Raw genomic sequence first — 17342 nt, 5'->3', positions numbered from 1 at the left:
GGGCGGTCAGGTGAGGCGCTTGGTGAACCAGTGCTCGGCGTACGGTTCGTCGTTGTGCGGCTCGGTCTCCGTGTAGCCGAGCCGGGCGTAGAGGGCGCGGGCCTCGACGAGGTCGCCGCGGGTGTCGAGCACGATCCGGTCGGCGCCGAGCGCGCGGGCGGCGTCCTCGGCGGCCCCGACCAGGAGCGCGGCGCCGCCCTTGCCGCGCATCGACTCGCGCAGGAACACCCGCTTGAGCTCGGCGGTCGTGCCGTCCAGCAGCCGTACGCCCGCGGTGCCGGCCGGCTCACCGCCGTACCGGGCGACCAGCAACCGGCCGCGCGGCGGCGCGAGTTCGGCGCCCGGCTGGGCGGCGATCTCCCGCTCCAGCTCGTCCGGGTCGGTCCGGCGCCCCTCGTGCAGCAGGTACCAGCGGTCGCTGACCCCGGTGTAGTACGCCCGCCACAGGGCGGCGGCGACGGGGGAGTCGTACGGTTCCGGGGCCACGGTCCAGGTCATGACCGCCATTCTCGGCGGGGGCCCGGCCAGGGCCGCAACCCGATATCCCGGGGCCGTGCGCGCCCTGGGGGCGGCCCGGGCGCCGTTTGGGGGCCTGCTTCCGGGCTACCCGGTCGGCGAACCGGCTCGCGAGGAGAGCCGGTTGGGCCGAGAACCCGGAAGGCATTCATGTCCACTGGCCTGATCATTGCTCTGATCGTGATCGCGGCGGCCGTCGTCATCATCGCGGCCGTCATGACCCTGCGCGCCCGAGGGGCTCGGCGCGGCCCGAGCCTGAAGCGGCGCTTCGGACCCGAGTACGACCTGGCCGTCGCCCGGCACGACGGCGACGCCAAGGCCGCCGAGCGCGAGCTCGCCGAGCGCGTGGAGCGCCACGGCGACCTGCGCGAACGAGCGCTGGAGCCGACGCAGCGCGAGCAGTACGAGGCGCGCTGGACGGCCGCCCAGGAGCGGTTCGTCGACTCGCCGCGGGAGGCGGTCGCCGAGGCGGACCGGCTGCTCGCGGAGCTCGCCGGCGCCCGGGGCTTCCCGGACGGCGGGCAGTACGAGGAGCAGCTCGCCGCGCTGTCCGTGCACCACGCCCACCACGTGGACGGCTACCGGCGCGTGCACCGCGCGGCGCACCTGCGCGCGGACGACGCCCGGGACGGCGGCACCGGTACGGAAGACATGCGTGAGGCCATGGTGGCGGCCCGCGCCCTGTTCGAGGAGCTGGTACGGCCGGCCCGCCACGATGGCGGAGGCCACGCCGCCGGCCCGCACCTGGGCGGACGCCATGAGGGCGGACGGCACAAGGCCGGGCTGAACGGCGGCCGCAAGGCCCCGGCCACCCGCGACGGACACATGCCGTGGGCGCTCCACCGACGTCAGGCGAAGGAGAGTTGAGATCGATGTCCAACATGACCCCACCGCCCGGCGACGACCCCCGCGGCTCCGCCGGCCCCGACGCCCGTAGCTCCGCCGGTCCCGACGCCCGAGGCGAGACCGCCCTGGGCACCGGCCACGGCACGGCGCCGCACGGCATCGACGGCCCGACGGACCGTGCCACCGGAATGGGGACCTCGGAAACCTCCCGGACCCCCGGGACCACCGGGACCCCCGGGACTCACGGGACCGCCGGGACTCACGGGACTGCGGAGACCGCAGGAACCCCCGGCACCCCCGGAACCTCCCGAGCACACGGCACGCACCTGCTCCCCCACGACGAGTCCGACAAACTCGTCTCCCAGTTGCACCACGCCGTCGCCGAGTTCGTCGACGCCCCCCGGGCCGCCGTCGAGGAGGCCGACCACGTGCTGGAGGAGATCGCGGCCCGGTTCACCGAGGCCGTGACGCAGCGCCGCCGCACCCTGCGCCACTCCTGGCAGTCCGTGGAGGGCGGCGAGGGCAAGCCCGTGTCGAGCGGCGACACCGAGCAGCTCCGTCTGGCCCTGAAGGACTACCGGGAGCTGGCGGAACGGCTGCTGCACGTCTGAGCCGGGTGCTCCCGAGCCCCGGTCACCGGTCCGCCCGGCGCTCCCGCCACTGCCGTACGACGTCCTCGACGTCGTACGGCTTTTTACCGAGCGGGGGCCCGGGCGGTGGCTTGAACATCATGTCGCGGATCTTGTCGTTGATCTCGCCGATGATCTTCCTGACGGCCTGCTCCGAAGGCGCCGCGTACGCGGCCAGGAGCGCGTCCTCCGCCTCCTTGCGCAGTGCCAGCGTCGGCGGCAGGACCGAGAGGCCCTCGCGGGCCATCTTCCGCTTGACCCACCACAGTTCGTCGTAGGTGGAGTCCACATCGGCCGGCAGCGGTTGGCCCGCCCCCGGCAGCCGCTCGAACTCGCCGCGTGTCTCCGCGTCACGGATCTGTTTGTCGACCCAGGACTCGAAGTCGACGCCGGGTGGCTTTCGCTCGGTCATGAACCCATTGTGCCGGACACCGTGCGGCCTGGCGTTCTATCATGCGGCGGGCTTGAAGACCCACCAGGACGTCTCAGAAGGAGCGCACGTGCTCGAACTCACCATGGCCGCCGTGTCCGCGGCGGAGGAGGGTGCCACGGCCGGCATGCTCATGGCCGACGCGCCCAGCGAGCCGGGTGCCGTGCTGCGGGTGGGCCGCGACAAGTCGGTGTGCCGGCTGTCGACGCCGGACGACTGGCTGTTCGTCTCCCGCGTCCACCTGGAGTTCCTGTGCGGGGCCGACGGGACCTGGCATCTGACCTGGCTGCGCGGTTCCCAGCCCGACCCGTCCTCCGAAGTCCGGCTCACGGTGGGGGAGTACGTCCAGCCCCTCGCCTACGGCGGCACCGTCCCGCTGCCCAGGGGCGGCAGCGGCGAGGTCATCGTCCAGGACCGCACCGCCCCGCGCAGCGTCAACGTGGGCTTCTTCCACGAGGTCTGAGCGCCTGACGGGGCACCCGCCGAGATCTGGGCCCAGTTCACCCGGGACGCCCACCGTCGGCCCTACGCCAGCACCCGCGCCAGCGCGAACCCGTCGTACCCCTTCATGCCGACCGTCTGGATCGCCGTACCGCTCAACCTCGGGTGGCTGCCGATCAGTTCGATCGCGGCGCGGGTGCCCGTCACGTCCGGGGCCGTGCTCTCCGTGTCGGTCACGCGGCCGCCGCGGACGACGTTGTCGAGGACGATCAGGCTGCCCGTGCTGGTGAGCTTCAGGGCCCACTCCACGTAGTGCGGGTTGTTGACCTTGTCGGCGTCGATGAAGACCAGGTCGAAGGGGGGCGGGTTCTCGTCGGCCAGCTGGGGCAGCGACTCCAGGGCCGGGCCCACCCGGACCTCGACGAGCTTGTCCAGGCCGGCGCGGGCGATGTTGCGGACGGCGACCTCGGCGTGCTTGGGGTCGTACTCCAGGGAGACCAGCCGCCCGTCGGCGGGCAGGGCGCGGCCCAGCCAGATGGTGCTGTAGCCGCCGAGCGTGCCGATCTCCAGGATGTGGCGGGCGCCCTGGATCTGGGCCAGGAGCTGAAGGAGCTTGCCCTGGTTGCCCGCGACGCTGATGTGCGGCAGCCCGGCGGCGTCGCTGTCGCGCAGGGCGGCCGCCAGGGCTTCGTCGTCCGGGGCGAGGCGGTCGGTGAAGTAGGCGTCGACCTCGTCCCAGACGTGCGACTCGCTCATGCACCTCTACCTTTCGTACGCATAGTTAGCATCCCTAACTAGTGGCGGTGACGAAGATACGTGGTGCACCGGTTCGCTGTCAGTGGGATATCGCCCGGCGTGTCTTGTCTCAGCCGGCCACCGACGGTTCTCGGCCGGCCACCGACGGTGCCGAACCCGGCAGGGGGCGCCCCGCGGACTCGGCCATGCGCCACACCGCGAAACCGCCGACGACGGCCGCGGCCATCATGTAGTACGCGGGCATCATCATGTTCCCGGTCGCGCCGATCAGGGCCGTGACCACCAGCGGCGTCGTGCCGCCGAACAGGGACACGGAGACGTTGAAGCCGATGGACAGGGAGCCGTAGCGGACCTTCGTCGGGAACAGTGCCGGCAGCGCCGAGGGCATGGCCGCCGTGAAGCAGACCAGCAGCAGGCCGAGGGCGCCCATGCCGAGCGCGACGGCCGGCAGGCTGCCCTCGCGGATCAGCAGCAGGGCCGGGACCGACAGCACCAGGAAGCCCGCGCAGCCGGTGGCGATGACCGGACGGCGGCCGATCCGGTCGGTCAGCGCGCCGGCGAACGGCTGGACGATCATCATCAGGGCCATCACGCCGAGCACGACGAGCAGGCCGTGCGTCTCGTCGTAGTGGAGCTGACCGGTCAGGTAGCTCGGCATGTACGACAGCAGCATGTAGTCGGTGACGTTGAAGACCAGCACCAGGCCGACGCAGAGCAGCAACGCGCGCCACTGGCCGGTGATCATCTCGCGCAGCGGCACCTTGGGGCGGTCGGTCTCGGCCTTGGCGACCTCGGCCGCGAACGCCGGGGTCTCCTCCAGGCGCAGCCGCAGGTAGAGGCCGATGATGCCCATCGGGCCCGCGACCAGGAACGGGATGCGCCAGCCCCAGGAGGTCAGGTCGTCGGCGGAGAGCAGGGCGGTCATGAGCGTGACCAGGCCCGCGCCGCCGATGTAACCGGCGAGGGTGCCGAACTCCAGCCAGCTTCCGAGGAAGCCGCGCCGCTTGTCGGGGGCGTACTCGGCGATGAAGGTGGAGGCACCCGCGTACTCGCCGCCGGTGGAGAAGCCCTGCACGAGGCGGGCCACGAGGAGCAGGATCGGCGCGCCGACGCCGATCGTCGCGTACGACGGGATCAGGCCGATCGCGAAGGTGCCCGCCGCCATCATGATCATGGTGAGCGCGAGGACCTTCTGGCGGCCGACGCGGTCGCCGAGCGGGCCGAAGACCATGCCGCCGAGGGGACGCACCAGGAAGGCCGCGGCGAAGGCGCCGAACGTGGAGAGGAGCTGCGCGGTGGGGTTGCCCGAGGGGAAGAAGACCTTGCCCAGCGTGACCGCGATGTAGCTGTAGACACCGAAGTCGAACCATTCCATCGCGTTGCCCAGCGCGGCCGCCTTCACGGCGCGCTTGACGAGTGCGGGATCGGTGACGGTGGTGCCGGGGGATTTCGCTGCGCGGCTCTTCAGGCCGGACGCGGGAGCGACGACTGAGACAGTCGACAAGACTCGCTCGCCTACCTTTCGACGGGGACAGGGACGCGGTCCGCGCGGCGGCGCTGTCGTACGGGCCGAAAAGCGACGATAGGCGGATAAAGGCCGATCACGGGCCGTACGCATTTCGTTGCAGGGGGCATCTAAATCCCGGCTGCGCAGGCACGTCTGCCCGGCTGGGAGCGGTTCCCACGTGATCTTGATGTGATCCTTCTCGCGTCACGAGAGGCAACCGCGCGCCTCGCGCACTATCGTCAACCGGACGAAGGGGGGCATACCGGGTAGAAGGTCGACGAGGCGTGGCGAATGCGGAGCGCAGCGGACGATCGGCGGAAGCCTTCGGAGCGACAGCCGTCGGCAGGACCCGCACATCCACCCGCACGCCCACCCGCGCACCTCTGCGCATGGCCTGTCTCGCGCTGTGGCTGATCGTCGCCGCCCTCGCCGCACGGCAGGTCACGGTCGTGCTCGGCACCCCGCGCGGGGAGCGGCTGACGGATCTGGAGACCTGGGTCGGGCCCAACGGCGTCCTGCACGTGAACGGCTCGCTCTACGACTCGACCCGCTTCACCGGCACCCCCTTCAACGGTCTCCTCCTCAAGCCCCTCACCCGAGCGGCCGAACAGGCCCTCGGCTGGGGCTGGACCTTCGGCACGCTGCTGCTGGTCGTCGCCCTCGGACTGATCGCCGCCCGCGCCCTGCCCCAGCCCATCGGCCGCCGCACGGCCCTGCTGGCCGCCCCCGTTGCCATCGGCCTGCTCATGCTGTCCCTGCCGGTCCGCAACACCCTGTGGCTAGGCCAGACCAGCATCATCCCCGTCCTGCTCGTCCTGCTGGGCTGTTTCGCCGCCCACGGCCAGCGGACCAGCGGCCTGCTCATCGGCGTCGCGGCCGCGCTCCAGCCCACGCTGCTGCTCTTCACGCCCCTGCTGTGGTTCACCGGCCGCAGACGCGCCGCCCTCTCCACCGGCGTCACCTTCGCCGCCTGCACCGGGCTCGCCTGGGCCGCGATGCCGCACGACTCCCACACCTACTGGGTCCACCACATGGCCGGCGTCGGCCTCGGTGGCCGGGCCGACGACCTCGGCAACCAGTCCCTGCACGGCGCCCTGCTGCGGCTCGGCCTGAACGGCCCCCTGGAGACCGCGTTCTTCCTGACGTTCGGCGCGGCCGTCGCCGTCCTGGCCCTGCGCCGCGCCGTGCGCTACTTCGACGACGGCCAGCTCCTCCTCGCCGTCGCGATCACCGGCTGCGCCGCGATCGTCGTCTCGCCCACGGCCTGGCAGCACCAGCTCCTGTGGGTGCTGCTCGCGGTCGTCGGCCGGGCCGGCAGACGCGCCTCCGACCGCCACGTCTGGCCGGTCACCGTCGTCCTGGTCATGACCCTGCCGGCCAGGATGATGCTGCCGGACATGCCGTCGCTGGACCCGCTGCGCACGAACCTCGTCCTGGTCGCCGCCCTCGCCGCCGCCACGGCCGTGCCGTTCCTCTCCCGCACCTCCCCGTACTACCGGTCGCCGACACCCACCGAGTACGCCCCCGCCGCCCCGGCCCGCTTCCGGCACATCCCGCTCGCGCCCTTCCTGCGCCGGGTCCTCACCCGACCGAACCTCCTCCTGGAGCTGCTCCTCATCCGGGTCACCTACGCCGCCTACTCCCAGGTCCGGCTCGCCGCCACCGGGGGCAGCATCTCGGCCGGCCGGGCCGAGGCCGAGGAGAACGGCCGCCAGATCCTCGGCCTGGAACGCGCCCTGCACATCGACTTCGAGCACTGGGCCAACCACACCGTCGTCACGATCGACTGGCTGCGGAACTTCCTCGACTTCTACTACGAGTCGTTCCACTTCGGCGCCCCGCTGACCGTCCTCGCCCTCCTCTACTGGCGCCGCCCCGCCGACTACCGCTGGGCCCGCTCCGCCCTGGGCATCGCCACCCTGCTCGCCCTGGTCGGCTTCTGGCTCTACCCGCTGGCCCCACCCCGGCTGATGCCGACGCTCGGCTTCATCGACACCGTCCACGGCGTCCAGGACTTCTCCCAGCCCGACTACGGCACGCTCACGTCCCTGACCAACCAGTACGCGGCGATGCCGTCTCTGCACTTCGGCTGGTCGCTGTGGTGCGGCGTCGTGATCGCCGTGCTGGCGCGCCGGTGGTGGATCAAGGTGCTGGGGCTGCTGCACCCGCTGTTCACCGCGTCCGCGATCGTCACGACGGCGAACCACTGGGTGCTGGACGCGGTGGGCGGGGCCGTCGCCGTCGGGGTGGGCTTCGGGCTCGTGTACGTGCTGACGGGGCCGCGGCCTGCGGTCGCGCGGGACGCCGTGACCGCGGCGCGAGAGAATGCCGACAGCTCCGTCAGTGCCGGTCCATGACCACTCGCACCCTGGGACCGGTCAGCAGGCGCTCACCGCACTCCGGTGAGCGGCTGGACGGCGTGAACTCACGAAGAGCGCCTGAGTCCTTCGTCGACGCGGGTGTGCAAGGAGCGCAGCGCCTGTCTCAGCTCTGCCGGTTCGATGCTCGTGAGGTCAGCGTCGAACGTCAGGAGCAGACCTGCCACCCCTGCCCATGACCACGCACCGAGCGTGAGCCGGCAGCTGGAGTCGGTGACTTGCTCGACCGTCGATCCGCCGGGCGCGAACCGGGCGACGACGGGCGCGGGCAGCGCGACGAGTGCCGACCCGCGGCACGGCCATTCCGCCGGGGTGTCGCCGCGGTCGTATGTGCTCATGACGAATGCGACCGGGTCGCCATGCGGGACGTCGCGGCGGTCGAAGGTTCTCCCCGTGGGCATGCGTGGTTCGAGGCGGTCGATTCGCATCGCGCGCCACCGGTCCGCGTCCGGCTGGAACGCGACGAGGTACCACCGTGCCGCCCACACCACGAGGTCGTGCGGTTCCAGCGTGAGCGTCGTGGGTTCGTCCTCGCCCGCGTAGTCCACGCGAACGATGTGCTGCCGGTTGATCGCGCCACCGATGACTCGGACGATCTCGGCGTCGATGGGCGCTGCGGGGAACTCCCAGTAGTTGCGCGCCGCGGAGACGGTGAATGCTTCGGCGTGGACACGGCTGCGGGCGGGCATCGCCTGCTGCAGCGTGGCGAGAGCGCGGGCCGAGTTCTCGCGGATGCCGGACAGGACCGCGGGGACGGTCTGGAGCGCGACGGCCGCCGCGACAGCCTGGTCCTCGTCGAAGACGACCGGCGGCAACCGGGTGGCGCGGCCGAGCCGGTAACCGCCGCCCGCCCCGCGCACGGCCTCGACCTCATATCCGAGTTCTCTGAGCATGCCGATGTCGCGTCGCACGGTCCGCACCGACGTCCCGAGCCTGGTGGCGAGTTCTTCGGCGGTCAGGGTCGCGCCGATCCCGAAGATCGACAGCAGCTTGAGCGTCCGCGCGGAGGTGGCGGCCATGCCTCATCCCCTCACCGAAAGCGGTCACTCGGTGGCAACTATAGCTGTCATGGTCATCGGCATGACCGCTTCACAGATCCCTCAAGAGGACAGGCGTGCACCCGCGGCTGCCTCGGTACCCATCTCCGGCGCGGGCGCGAGCGCAGCGCTCCTGGTGGTGCTCTTCGGTTCCTTCATGGACCTTCTCGACGCGACGATCGTCACCGTCGCGGCCCCGGCGGTGGCCCAGGACCTGGGGGCCGGCGACGCCGAGATCCAGTGGATGATCGCCTCCTACGTCCTCGCCCTGGGCGCGGGCCTGGTCACCGGCGGACGGCTCGGTGACCAGTACGGCCGCAAGCGCCTGTTCATGATCGGGCTGGCCGGGTTCATGGTCACCTCCGCGCTCTGCGCCCTGGCCGCCGATCCGGGAATGCTCATCGGCATGCGAGCCGCGCAGGGGCTGACCGCAGGGGTCATGGTCCCGCAGGTGTTCGGGATCATCCGGGCATCGTTCGCGCCGGGCGAGCGTGCCAAGGCGTTCGCTGCCTACGGGGCTGTGCAGGGCCTCGCGTCGGTCGCCGGCCCACTGCTGGGCGGGCTGCTCGTCGACGGGGACGTGTTCGGTCTGGGATGGCGCACGATCTTCTGGATCAACGTGCCCGTCTCGATCCTGGCACTGATCATCGGCGCGAAGGTGCTGCCGGAGTCCCGCTCCGCCTCGACCGCGCGGCCGGACCTTCTGGGCGCGCTGCTCGTGGCCACGGGCATCCTGCTTCTGCTCCTGCCGATCATCCAGACCGAGGCCTGGGGATGGATCTGGGCCAGTTACGCCCTCCTCGCCGCCGGAATCGCCGTGCTGGCGATCTTCCTCACCTACGAGCGTCGCCTCGCCGGCCGCGGGGGCGAACCCGTCTTCGATCCTGCTCTGCTCGGCATCCGTGCCTTCGCGATCGGCCTGAGCGCGTCCGTGCTCTTCTTCGGCGGACTCGGGTCGTACTTCCTCACCCTCTCGGTCTACCTCCAGAACGGCACCGACCGCACCGCCTGGGAGACCGGCCTGGTGATCCTGCCTTACGCGCTCGGCTCGATCATCACCTCAGGACTCGGGGTCGCATTCGCTGCCAAGGCCGGGAGGGCACTGCTCGTCACCGGCTCGCTCACCATCGCGGCATCCCAGCTCGTCCTGTGGGCGGTCATCAGGGACGGCAACGATCCCGGTTACTGGCACCTTGCCCTGGCCCTGTTCGTCGGCGGCCTCGGGCTCGGTCTCGCTGCCCCCATACTCGTCAACGTGGTCCTCGCCGGCATCCCCGGACGCAACGCGGGCGCCGCGGGCGGCGTGCTCTCCACCGTCAACCAGATCGGCGGCGCCATCGGCATCGCCGTTCTCGGCACGGTCTTCTTCACCGCCGTCACCGGATCGGCGACCGGCGCACCGGGACCGGCCGACTACGGTCACGCGCTCAGCATCGTCCTCGTCGTCTCCGCGGTGGTCTACGTCGTGGCGGCACTCGTGATGCTCGCGCTCCCGAAGACCGCGGCCGAGCACGTCGGCCAGTGAACCCGAGCGGGGGAGAACCGCACCCCTTGGCGGGCGCGGTTTCGCTCTCGCATTCGAACCACACGGTCTTCCCGCCCCCGCGCCGCGGCGACACACCCCACTTGCCGACCATGGCGTCGAGCAGAAGGAGCCCACGGCCGTTCTCTGAGTCCGCGTCCAGCGAGGCCGGTGTGCAGGGGAGTTGGTCACTACCGTCCGACACCTCCACCCGCACGCCGGCCGGCTGCCGCAGCAACAGCAGCGCGCAGCGGCGATCCGGGACGTGCTGTACGACGTTCGCCAGCAGCTCGGTCACGCCCGCTCGACGGCGTCCGACAGCTCGGGCATGCGCCACTCTTCGAGGAAGGAGCGGACGATACGGCGGACGTGGCGGGGTGCGTGTTCACCGACGGTGAGGCGCATCGTGTACTCCGCTGAAGGAGGTGTACGACCCGCACTCGGCGATGATCACCCCGACGAGCACGGCGTACAGATCAGCAGCGTCTCGAGCTGGCGCAGTGTCAGGTTGGTGCGCCAGTACGCCGCGACGAGCAACCCCCGGTCTTCCAGGGGCAGCCCCCACGGCCGGCCCCGCCGCATCGGATCCGCACCCTCGCGGCGCAGCGCGGTCATCAACTTCCCGAAATCGCGCGGGCTCAACCCGGAGAAAGGGGCTGTCCAGGACGGCTCCGACGCTTGCACTGAACGACCAGGCACGGCTCTGGGAGCCCCGCCGCCTGCGGCTCCGCCTGTTCAGCCCGGCCGGCCAGCTCGTCGCCACCGGCCGCCGCCGGATCCTCCGCCTCGCTCACCACTGGCCCTGGACCCATGTCGTCACCAGCGCACTCGGACGGCTCGATCATCTGCCCAACCCAGTCTGACCAGTAGTTTTTCCATCCCTGCGAGCAGCACCACGTCTCCGGAGCAGTGGAACTCCGCGCCCACCCGACACGTCAGGTCGGGCCACCGGCCTGCCCGCCAATAGCCACGGAACGCGAAACGGTCCGCCGACTACGTCGGCAGACCGTCACGAAGGATCGAGGTTAGGAGATTACGATTCGCTGAAACCGTATCCGCAGTCCCATTCGTGCCCGATGGACTTCTCGTACAGGCATACGGCGATTTCGATCTTCTTGCCTTCCGGCGCATTGTGTCGCTCAGTGCCTTCCGGCCTGTTATCACAGAAGTCCGAGGACCCATCCATGTCCCTGATGGACGCGGAGCCGCCAGGCCACTTGAAGATAGCCTTGACTCTGTGGCTTACTCGGTGAACCACTCTGATTTTACGGAGGGCACACCAGCGGCATGGCTGTCAAGGAGCATGTAAACCTGCCATCTGCCGACGTCGTAGTCGCTGATCTTGCCGCAGCCAGCGTCTCCACCATCACTGACGGATCGGACCATCTTGACATTCAGCGTTACGGGGTCCTTCTCGTACACATAGCCAGTGACACCCGCGCCATCCGCTTTGGTGTCACAGACCTCGAAAACGTCACCATCGTCGTGGAAGGCCATGTCGCCTCGCCCAGCGGAAAGGGATATCACCTTATTGTCCCACTGAACTCCCACATCATCCGCAGCCCAGGCTGGCGTAGATCCAGCATAGACCAAGGCGAGGGATGCGCCGGCAACTGCAATCCGGGTGAACGATTTGACCATAGCCGTTCCTTTCTTGTTTCAGTGATGAGTACGCGCTTTAGCTGGGCGCATCTGAGTTAACATCAGTGGAGAGGCTTTTGATCACGCCGAGCCTGACTTAGAGTCGCAGGCCCACTTCTTCTTGGATCCCGACTCGTAAAGGCACGCCGTAACCACGTACCCGGCTCCCTCCGGTATCTGCACTACCTTTATATTCCCGGGCTTGTTATCGCAGAAATCGGACGATCCATCAGAGTCTACGATTTCCGCACCGTGAGGACCGTAATCGTTCCACGTTACTAGGGCGATGACGCTGTGACCATCCGTCTCTGTATCGCAGGCCTGAAGTCTTTCCGGGCTCGAGTTGCCAAACAAGATCGCCTTGCCTCCCATAATGCTGCCCCCATCGGCTGTGTAAACAAGGGTCGTGTTTCCGGCGGCTTGCGCACTACCGGAGGCGAGTATCATTGCGGTGGGCATGGCAATTGCCACAGTTACAAGATGGCGCATGCGCAGCTTGCGAAACATTTTTCTCCCCATTGGGTCATTGAGTCATTGGGTCTCACGGAACACCAAACCGGTGGATCTCGCTAAGCGCAGGAACCCCCTATTCATGGCGCGCGAATCCTGTCGTCGCACAGACATGCAATGCGATGGACAATTCCCGGCGGTGATCAGGACTGTATACCGGGAGTTCATTCTCGACCACTGTTTTCGGCGCTTCGCCGGTCAAGCCTCGCTTACCGCCAGCGACTCTCTGATGTATTCGCGGTTATCTAAGAATGGGATTAAGGGGGCAAGACGGGTGACGGAGTGACAGATTCCGCTCACGCTCCGTATGGAACGTGAAGCGCGTCACGTTCTTTCGGTGCGGTATCTTGGTCGCATTCACCCCATTTTCCAGGAAAGTTGCCCATTTATGGTGTTACGGGCATTGAATCAATCCCCGAAAGATGCGGTTGATCACCAATCCGTTTGTGATTGGTCTATATATCGGATTTTTCGAACGCATGCTGGGAAGAGGAGGGTGAACGACTCTGCTCGCCTTGCGGCGGCTTCTTCCTCGCCTGACCACTCGTGACCTCTGGTGGTTGCCCGGCCACCGCTCCCCACGAGAGCTCGTAACAGGATCATGATCCGGCCCTTGTGAGGTGACTCCAGCAGATCAGACTGCAGGCCAACGAGAGGAAGGCGTCGTGGAGTTCGAGGCGTCGTTCCATCGGATGGCGAGGCGTTTGAACTGGTGGAGCAGGGCGAAGGTTTGCTCGACGACGTAGCGGAGCTTGCCTAGGCTCTTGATGTTCAGGGGCGCCCTTGCGGGAGATCATCGGCATGATTTGGCGTTTGCGCAGTTCACGACGGGCGGCCCGGGAGTCGTACGCTTTGTCGTCCAGGAGACGGACTCAGGGCGTCGGCGGGGGATGGCCCTGGCGGTCGGCTACGGGCGGGATGCCGTCGACCATGGCGAGGGTCTGGGTGATGTCGTTGACGTTCGTGCGGGGTGACGACGTGGAGCGGGGTACCCCGTCCGTCGCAGATCAGGTGGTGTTTGCTGCCCGTTTTCCGGCGGTCGACCGGCGACGGGCCGGTCGCTGCTCCCCGCTGTTTCGGGCGGATGTGGGAGCCGACCGCACACGCGCGGGACCAGTCGAGCTCGCCGGCCGCGTTCGGGTTCGCCCATAGCAGGCGGTGCAACTAGTCGAAGACTCCTGCCTGTTGCCAGCGGTCCGGGCGCCGCCAGCAGGTCTGTCCGGAGCCGCACCCTAGCTCCAGCGGCAAACAGTTGCCAGGCGATGTCCTGGTGTAGGGCGTACAGAACGCCCTGCAGGCACAACCGGTCGTCCACCGGCTTCGGCGCCGACTTCCGGCCTGGTTTCAGCAGGTGGCGGAGCTGGAGGCGCGGGCGACGGAGATCTGCACTTTCCAGACGCACGCGATTCACGGCCTTCTTCAGACGCCCGAGTACGCACGTGCTGTTCTCGGTGTATTGGACGGCACCGACCTGGAAGACCGCACTGCCGTCCGGCTGGCTCGGCAGCGCATCCTCGACAAGGAGCAGCCCCCGATCCTCTGGATCGTCGTCAGCGAGTCCGTCCTGTACCAGGAGGTGGGCGGCCCGGAGACCATGCGTAGGCAACTGGCCCATCTGTTGGCCTTCGAGCACATCCCGCTGGTCAACATCCAGATCCTGCCGTTCTCGGCTGGGGCGCACGCGGGAGCGAATGCGTCGAGTGCGCGCCGATCGGGGCCCTGGCCTGGCGCGCGTCGACGTACAGCGGCGACCAGGGCGGCCAGTGCCTCGAAGTCGCCGAAATTCCGCACACCACCGTCGCCATACGCGACTCCAAGAACCCGGCGGGACCGATCCTCAAGCTCGACCCCGCCACGTTCACCACCTTCATCAACTGGACGGCGGCTACAGCCGCTGAATGATCGTGCCCGTGGCCAAACCGCCGCCCGCACACATGGTGATCAGCGCGAACTCCTTGTCCGCGCGCTCCAGTTCGTGAAGCGCCGTCGTGATGAGCCGGGCCCCGGTGGCTCCCACCGGGTGCCCGAGCGCGATCGCGCCGCCGTTCACGTTCACCTTCTCCAGGTCCTGCTCGAAGACCCGCGCCCAGCTCAGTACGACCGATGCGAACGCCTCGTTGATCTCCACGAGGTCGATGTTCTTGAGGGACATCCCGGCCTTGCCCAGCACGGCCTTGGTCGCGTCGATCGGGCCGTCCAGGTGGAAGTGGGGGTCTGCCCCGACCAGCGCCTGGGCCACGATCCGGGCCCGGGGCCTCAGCTTCAGGGCGCGAGCCATCCTCTTCGACGCCCACATGATCGCCGCCGCCCCGTCGGAGATCTGCGACGAGTTGCCGGCCGTATGGACCGCCGTCGGCATGATCGGCTTCAAGGCCGCCAGCGCCTCCGCCGTCGTGTCGCGCAGGCCCTCGTCCTTGTCGACCAGGCGCCACATGCCCTGCCCGGCGTGCTGTTCCTCCTCCGTCGTGGGGACCTGGACCGCGAACGTCTCGCGTTTGAAGCGCTCCTCCGCCCAGGCGTGGGCGGCCCGCTCCTGGGAGGCGAGGCCCAGGGCGTCGACGTTCTCGCGGGTCAGGCCGCGGTGGCGGGCGATGCGCTCGGCGGCCTCGAACTGGTTCGGCAGGTCGACGTTCCACTCGTCGGGGAACGGCTTGCCCGGCCCGTGCTTCGAGCCCGACCCGAGCGGCACCCGGGACATCGACTCCACGCCGCAGGAGATGCCGACGTCGATCACGCCCGTGGCGACCATGTTGGCCAGCATGTGGGAGGCCTGCTGGGAGGACCCGCACTGCGCGTCGACGGTCGTCGCTGCCGTCTCGTAGGGGAGCCCCATCGCGAGCCAGGCCGTGCGCGCGGGGTTCATGGACTGCTCGCCGGCGTGGGTGACCGTACCGCCGACGATCTGCTCGACGCAGTCGGCCGGGATACCGGTGCGGCCGAGGAGCTCGCGGTAGGTCTCGCCCAGGAGGTAGGCGGGGTGCAGATTGGCGAGCGCGCCTCCGCGCTTGCCGATGGGGGTGCGTACGGCTTCGACGATCACGGGTTCGGCAGCCATGGGTGCGGGTCCTCTCCGGGAGGCTACGCGGAACTAGTACGCGTTCTAGTTCTGCCAGCAGTGTGCTGATGGCTGCTCTCCGACCGCAAGAGTCGTGCGAGTAATTGGGGGGTCCGTGCCCCTTGCTACTTGTAGAACCCGTTACTACCGTCACCGCAACTCCGCACAACTGATGGGCCGTCAGAATCAGAGTCGGTACGAGTGGTGGGAGCCGCCATGTCCTGTCCCGCGCTGCCCGAGGGGTTCGACTTCACCGACCCGGACCTGCTGCACAGCCGTGTGCCGCTGCCGGAGTTCGCCGAGCTGCGCCGGGTGGAGCCGGTCTGCTGGGTGCCGCAGCCGGCGGGTCTCGCCGGTTTCCAGGACGAGGGATACTGGGCGGTCACCCGGCACGCCGACGTCAAGTACGTCTCCACGCACCCCGAGTTGTTCTCGTCGTACCTCAACACGGCGATCATCCGCTTCAACGAGCACATCGACCGCGACTCCATCGACGCGCAGCGGTTCATCCTGCTGAACATGGACCCGCCGGAGCACACGCGGGTGCGGCAGATCGTGCAGCGCGGGTTCACGCCCCGGGCGATCCGCGCGCTGGAGGAGCGGCTGCGGGCCCGTGCCCACGCGATCGTGGCGAACGCCCGCGCGCACACCGGCCCCTTCGACTTCGTCACCCAGGTCGCCTGCGAACTGCCCCTCCAGGCGATAGCCGAGCTGATGGGCGTGCCGCAGGAGGACCGGGACAAGATCTTCGACTGGTCCAACAAGATGATCGCGTACGACGATCCCGAGTACGCCATCACCGAGGAGGTCGGCGCCGAGTCGGCCACGGAGATCATCGCCTACGCGATGAACATGGCCGCCGACCGCAAGCAGTGTCCCGCCCACGACATCGTCACGCAGTTGGTGGCGGCGGAGGACCAGGGCAACCTCAATTCAGACGAGTTCGGGTTCTTCGTGCTCATGCTGGCCGTCGCGGGCAACGAGACCACCCGCAACGCCATCACTCACGGCATGCACGCCTTCCTCACCCACCCCGGGCAGTGGGAGCTGTACAAGAGGGAGAGGCCGTCGACGACGGCGGAGGAGATCGTGCGCTGGGCGACCCCGGTCGCCGCCTTCCAGCGCACCGCCACCCAGGACACCGAGCTGGGCGGCAAGCTGATCCGCAAGGGCGACCGGGTGGGGCTGTTCTACGCCTCCGCCAACCATGACCCCGAGGTCTTCGACGAGCCGGACGACTTCGACATCACCCGCGATCCCAATCCCCACCTCGGTTTCGGAGGCGGCGGCCCGCACTACTGCCTGGGCAAGTCCCTCGCCGTGCTGGAGATCGACCTCATCTTCAACGCGATCGCCGACGCCATGCCGGGTCTCCGACTGGTCGACGATCCACGCCGGTTGCGATCGGCGTGGATCAACGGGGTGAAGGAACTCCGGGTTCGGTCCCAGTGACGGTCAGTGCGGTTGGCGTAGTCCCGCGACGAGGAGCGCGACCAGCCGGCGCGCGTCGTAGCGGGGGTCGGTGTCGGCGCCGACGCAGAGGTTCCCGATGCCGCGCATGAACTGGTAGGCGTCGAGGTCGGAGCGGATCTCGCCGGAATCGGCGGCGGCGTCGAGCAGTTGGGTGCACACCGGCAGGAGGCGGTCGAGGAAGTAGGTGTGCAGCGGCCCGAAGCAGGTGCTGTCCCCCTGCATCGCGGTGGCCAGGCCGTGCTTGGTGACCAGGAAGTCGACGAAGAGATCGACCCACCGCACCAGGGCGGCATGGGGCGTCGGGCCGGCCGCCAGCAGGGCCGGGCCGGCTTCGGCGCAGGCGTCGACCTGGTGGCGGTAGACGGCGATGACGAGATCCGCCCGGGTGGGGAAGTGGCGGTAGATCGTGCCCGTCCCGACGCCGGCCTTGGCCGCGATGTCCCGTACCGGCGCGTCCACGCCCGAGCTGACGAAGACCTCGGCGGCCGCGTCCAGCAGGGCCTGCTGGTTGCGCCGGGCGTCCTTGCGCTTGGACCGGGCTGAGCTTCCGGAGCTCTGGCCGCTGTCGTTCACCGTGACGTCCTTCCGTGCGGTTGAACTT

Annotated in this window: 15 protein-coding genes and 3 pseudogenes; 9 read left to right on the top strand and 9 right to left on the bottom strand. The window is 69.0% G+C overall.

Going from position 1 to position 17342, the window contains the following annotated elements; all coding sequences use genetic code 11:
- Window positions 1–6: 6 nt before the first annotated feature.
- Window positions 7–498 carry a GNAT family N-acetyltransferase gene (locus CP976_RS13680; RefSeq protein ID WP_150480609.1) on the bottom strand — a complete coding sequence of 164 codons (492 nt, stop codon included), beginning with the start codon at window positions 496–498 and terminating at the stop codon, window positions 7–9.
- Between the two features lie 168 nt (window positions 499–666).
- Here CP976_RS13680 and CP976_RS13675 point away from each other — a divergent pair, with 168 nt between their 5' ends.
- Window positions 667–1383 (top strand): hypothetical protein, encoded by a 717-nt coding sequence (locus CP976_RS13675; RefSeq protein ID WP_190146801.1) that lies wholly within the window; start codon window positions 667–669, stop codon window positions 1381–1383.
- 5 nt (window positions 1384–1388) lie between these two features.
- On the top strand, window positions 1389–1973 hold the full coding sequence (locus CP976_RS13670; protein ID WP_150480608.1) for a hypothetical protein: 585 nt from the start codon (window positions 1389–1391) through the stop codon (window positions 1971–1973).
- Window positions 1974–1995: 22 nt separating this feature from the next.
- On the opposite strand, the gene CP976_RS13665 is transcribed toward CP976_RS13670, so the two are convergent.
- Window positions 1996–2403, bottom strand: coding sequence for a DnaJ family domain-containing protein (locus CP976_RS13665; protein WP_150480607.1), 408 nt, complete (start codon window positions 2401–2403; stop codon window positions 1996–1998).
- Window positions 2404–2491: 88 nt separating this feature from the next.
- On the opposite strand from CP976_RS13665, the gene CP976_RS13660 reads away from it, so the two are divergent.
- Window positions 2492–2884, top strand: a complete 393-nt coding sequence (locus CP976_RS13660; RefSeq protein ID WP_150480606.1) for an FHA domain-containing protein — start codon at window positions 2492–2494, stop codon at window positions 2882–2884.
- A gap of 62 nt (window positions 2885–2946) precedes the next feature.
- Here the strand turns inward: CP976_RS13660 and CP976_RS13655 are convergent, their stop codons facing one another.
- Both CP976_RS13655 and proP read right to left on the bottom strand, forming a co-directional pair.
- The gene (locus CP976_RS13655) at window positions 2947–3618 is read right to left on the bottom strand and encodes an O-methyltransferase (protein ID WP_150480605.1); all 672 of its coding nucleotides are present in this window, start codon (window positions 3616–3618) and stop codon (window positions 2947–2949) included.
- 109 nt (window positions 3619–3727) lie between these two features.
- Window positions 3728–5122 (bottom strand): glycine betaine/L-proline transporter ProP, encoded by a 1395-nt coding sequence (gene proP, locus CP976_RS13650; protein WP_150480604.1) that lies wholly within the window; start codon window positions 5120–5122, stop codon window positions 3728–3730.
- 287 nt (window positions 5123–5409) lie between these two features.
- On the opposite strand from proP, the gene CP976_RS13645 reads away from it, so the two are divergent.
- Window positions 5410–7482 carry a bifunctional glycosyltransferase 87/phosphatase PAP2 family protein gene (locus CP976_RS13645; RefSeq protein WP_150480603.1) on the top strand — a complete coding sequence of 691 codons (2073 nt, stop codon included), beginning with the start codon at window positions 5410–5412 and terminating at the stop codon, window positions 7480–7482.
- A gap of 68 nt (window positions 7483–7550) precedes the next feature.
- Here CP976_RS13645 and CP976_RS13640 read toward each other — a convergent pair whose 3' ends face one another.
- On the bottom strand, window positions 7551–8522 hold the full coding sequence (locus CP976_RS13640) for a helix-turn-helix transcriptional regulator (protein WP_150480602.1): 972 nt from the start codon (window positions 8520–8522) through the stop codon (window positions 7551–7553).
- Window positions 8523–8583: 61 nt separating this feature from the next.
- On the opposite strand from CP976_RS13640, the gene CP976_RS13635 reads away from it, so the two are divergent.
- Window positions 8584–10065 carry an MFS transporter gene (locus CP976_RS13635; protein WP_150480601.1) on the top strand — a complete coding sequence of 494 codons (1482 nt, stop codon included), beginning with the start codon at window positions 8584–8586 and terminating at the stop codon, window positions 10063–10065.
- Window positions 10066–10542: 477 nt separating this feature from the next.
- Here CP976_RS13635 and CP976_RS13625 read toward each other — a convergent pair.
- Window positions 10543–10746, bottom strand: a pseudogene (locus CP976_RS13625) (helix-turn-helix domain-containing protein); the annotation flags it as partial.
- Between CP976_RS13625 and CP976_RS13620 the strand changes: the two are divergent.
- A pseudogene (locus CP976_RS13620) lies at window positions 10734–10925 on the top strand (transposase); the annotation flags it as partial. The pseudogenes CP976_RS13625 and CP976_RS13620 sit on opposite strands and share 13 nt — an antisense overlap.
- Before the next feature lie 379 nt (window positions 10926–11304).
- On the opposite strand, the gene CP976_RS13615 reads toward CP976_RS13620, so the two are convergent.
- The gene (locus tag CP976_RS13615) at window positions 11305–11703 is read right to left on the bottom strand and encodes a hypothetical protein (RefSeq protein ID WP_150480600.1); all 399 of its coding nucleotides are present in this window, start codon (window positions 11701–11703) and stop codon (window positions 11305–11307) included.
- A gap of 1828 nt (window positions 11704–13531) precedes the next feature.
- On the opposite strand from CP976_RS13615, the pseudogene CP976_RS43680 reads away from it, so the two are divergent.
- Together CP976_RS43680 and CP976_RS43675 are read left to right on the top strand one after the other, a co-directional pair.
- Window positions 13532–13912 (top strand): annotated as a pseudogene (locus tag CP976_RS43680) (DUF5753 domain-containing protein); the annotation flags it as partial.
- 11 nt (window positions 13913–13923) lie between these two features.
- On the top strand, window positions 13924–14115 hold the full coding sequence (locus tag CP976_RS43675) for a DUF397 domain-containing protein (protein ID WP_150485337.1): 192 nt from the start codon (window positions 13924–13926) through the stop codon (window positions 14113–14115).
- On the opposite strand, the gene CP976_RS13600 is transcribed toward CP976_RS43675, so the two are convergent.
- Window positions 14099–15268: a steroid 3-ketoacyl-CoA thiolase gene (locus tag CP976_RS13600; protein ID WP_150480599.1), complete on the bottom strand. Its 1170-nt coding sequence runs from the start codon at window positions 15266–15268 to the stop codon at window positions 14099–14101. The genes CP976_RS43675 and CP976_RS13600 overlap by 17 nt on opposite strands.
- Before the next feature lie 216 nt (window positions 15269–15484).
- On the opposite strand from CP976_RS13600, the gene CP976_RS13595 reads away from it, so the two are divergent.
- Entirely contained in the window at window positions 15485–16720 is a 1236-nt protein-coding gene (locus CP976_RS13595) for a cytochrome P450 (RefSeq protein WP_150480598.1), read from the top strand.
- A 3-nt stretch (window positions 16721–16723) separates the two neighbouring features.
- On the opposite strand, the gene CP976_RS13590 is transcribed toward CP976_RS13595, so the two are convergent.
- Window positions 16724–17314 carry a TetR/AcrR family transcriptional regulator gene (locus CP976_RS13590; RefSeq protein WP_150480597.1) on the bottom strand — a complete coding sequence of 197 codons (591 nt, stop codon included), beginning with the start codon at window positions 17312–17314 and terminating at the stop codon, window positions 16724–16726.
- Window positions 17315–17342 lie beyond the last annotated feature (28 nt).

The organism is Streptomyces coeruleorubidus (genome assembly GCF_008705135.1).
GTDB lineage: Bacteria > Actinomycetota > Actinomycetes > Streptomycetales > Streptomycetaceae > Streptomyces > Streptomyces coeruleofuscus.
The sequence above is the reverse complement of the archived record's forward strand: the minus strand, read 5'-3'. Positions and strand labels throughout refer to the sequence as shown.

Bases quoted from the DNA above. Each gene is read 5' to 3' on its own strand.
- CP976_RS13680 (WP_150480609.1), bottom strand. From the start codon at position 498: ATGACCTGGACCGTGGCCCCGGAACCGTACGACTCCCCCGTCGCCGCC.
- CP976_RS13675 (WP_190146801.1), top strand. From the start codon at position 667: ATGTCCACTGGCCTGATCATTGCTCTGATCGTGATCGCGGCGGCCGTC.
- CP976_RS13670 (WP_150480608.1), top strand. From the start codon at position 1,389: ATGTCCAACATGACCCCACCGCCCGGCGACGACCCCCGCGGCTCCGCC.
- CP976_RS13665 (WP_150480607.1), bottom strand. From the start codon at position 2,403: ATGACCGAGCGAAAGCCACCCGGCGTCGACTTCGAGTCCTGGGTCGAC.
- CP976_RS13655 (WP_150480605.1), bottom strand. From the start codon at position 3,618: ATGAGCGAGTCGCACGTCTGGGACGAGGTCGACGCCTACTTCACCGAC.
- CP976_RS13640 (WP_150480602.1), bottom strand. From the start codon at position 8,522: ATGGCCGCCACCTCCGCGCGGACGCTCAAGCTGCTGTCGATCTTCGGG.
- CP976_RS13635 (WP_150480601.1), top strand. From the start codon at position 8,584: ATGACCGCTTCACAGATCCCTCAAGAGGACAGGCGTGCACCCGCGGCT.
- CP976_RS13615 (WP_150480600.1), bottom strand. From the start codon at position 11,703: ATGGTCAAATCGTTCACCCGGATTGCAGTTGCCGGCGCATCCCTCGCC.
- CP976_RS13600 (WP_150480599.1), bottom strand. From the start codon at position 15,268: ATGGCTGCCGAACCCGTGATCGTCGAAGCCGTACGCACCCCCATCGGC.
- CP976_RS13595 (WP_150480598.1), top strand. From the start codon at position 15,485: ATGTCCTGTCCCGCGCTGCCCGAGGGGTTCGACTTCACCGACCCGGAC.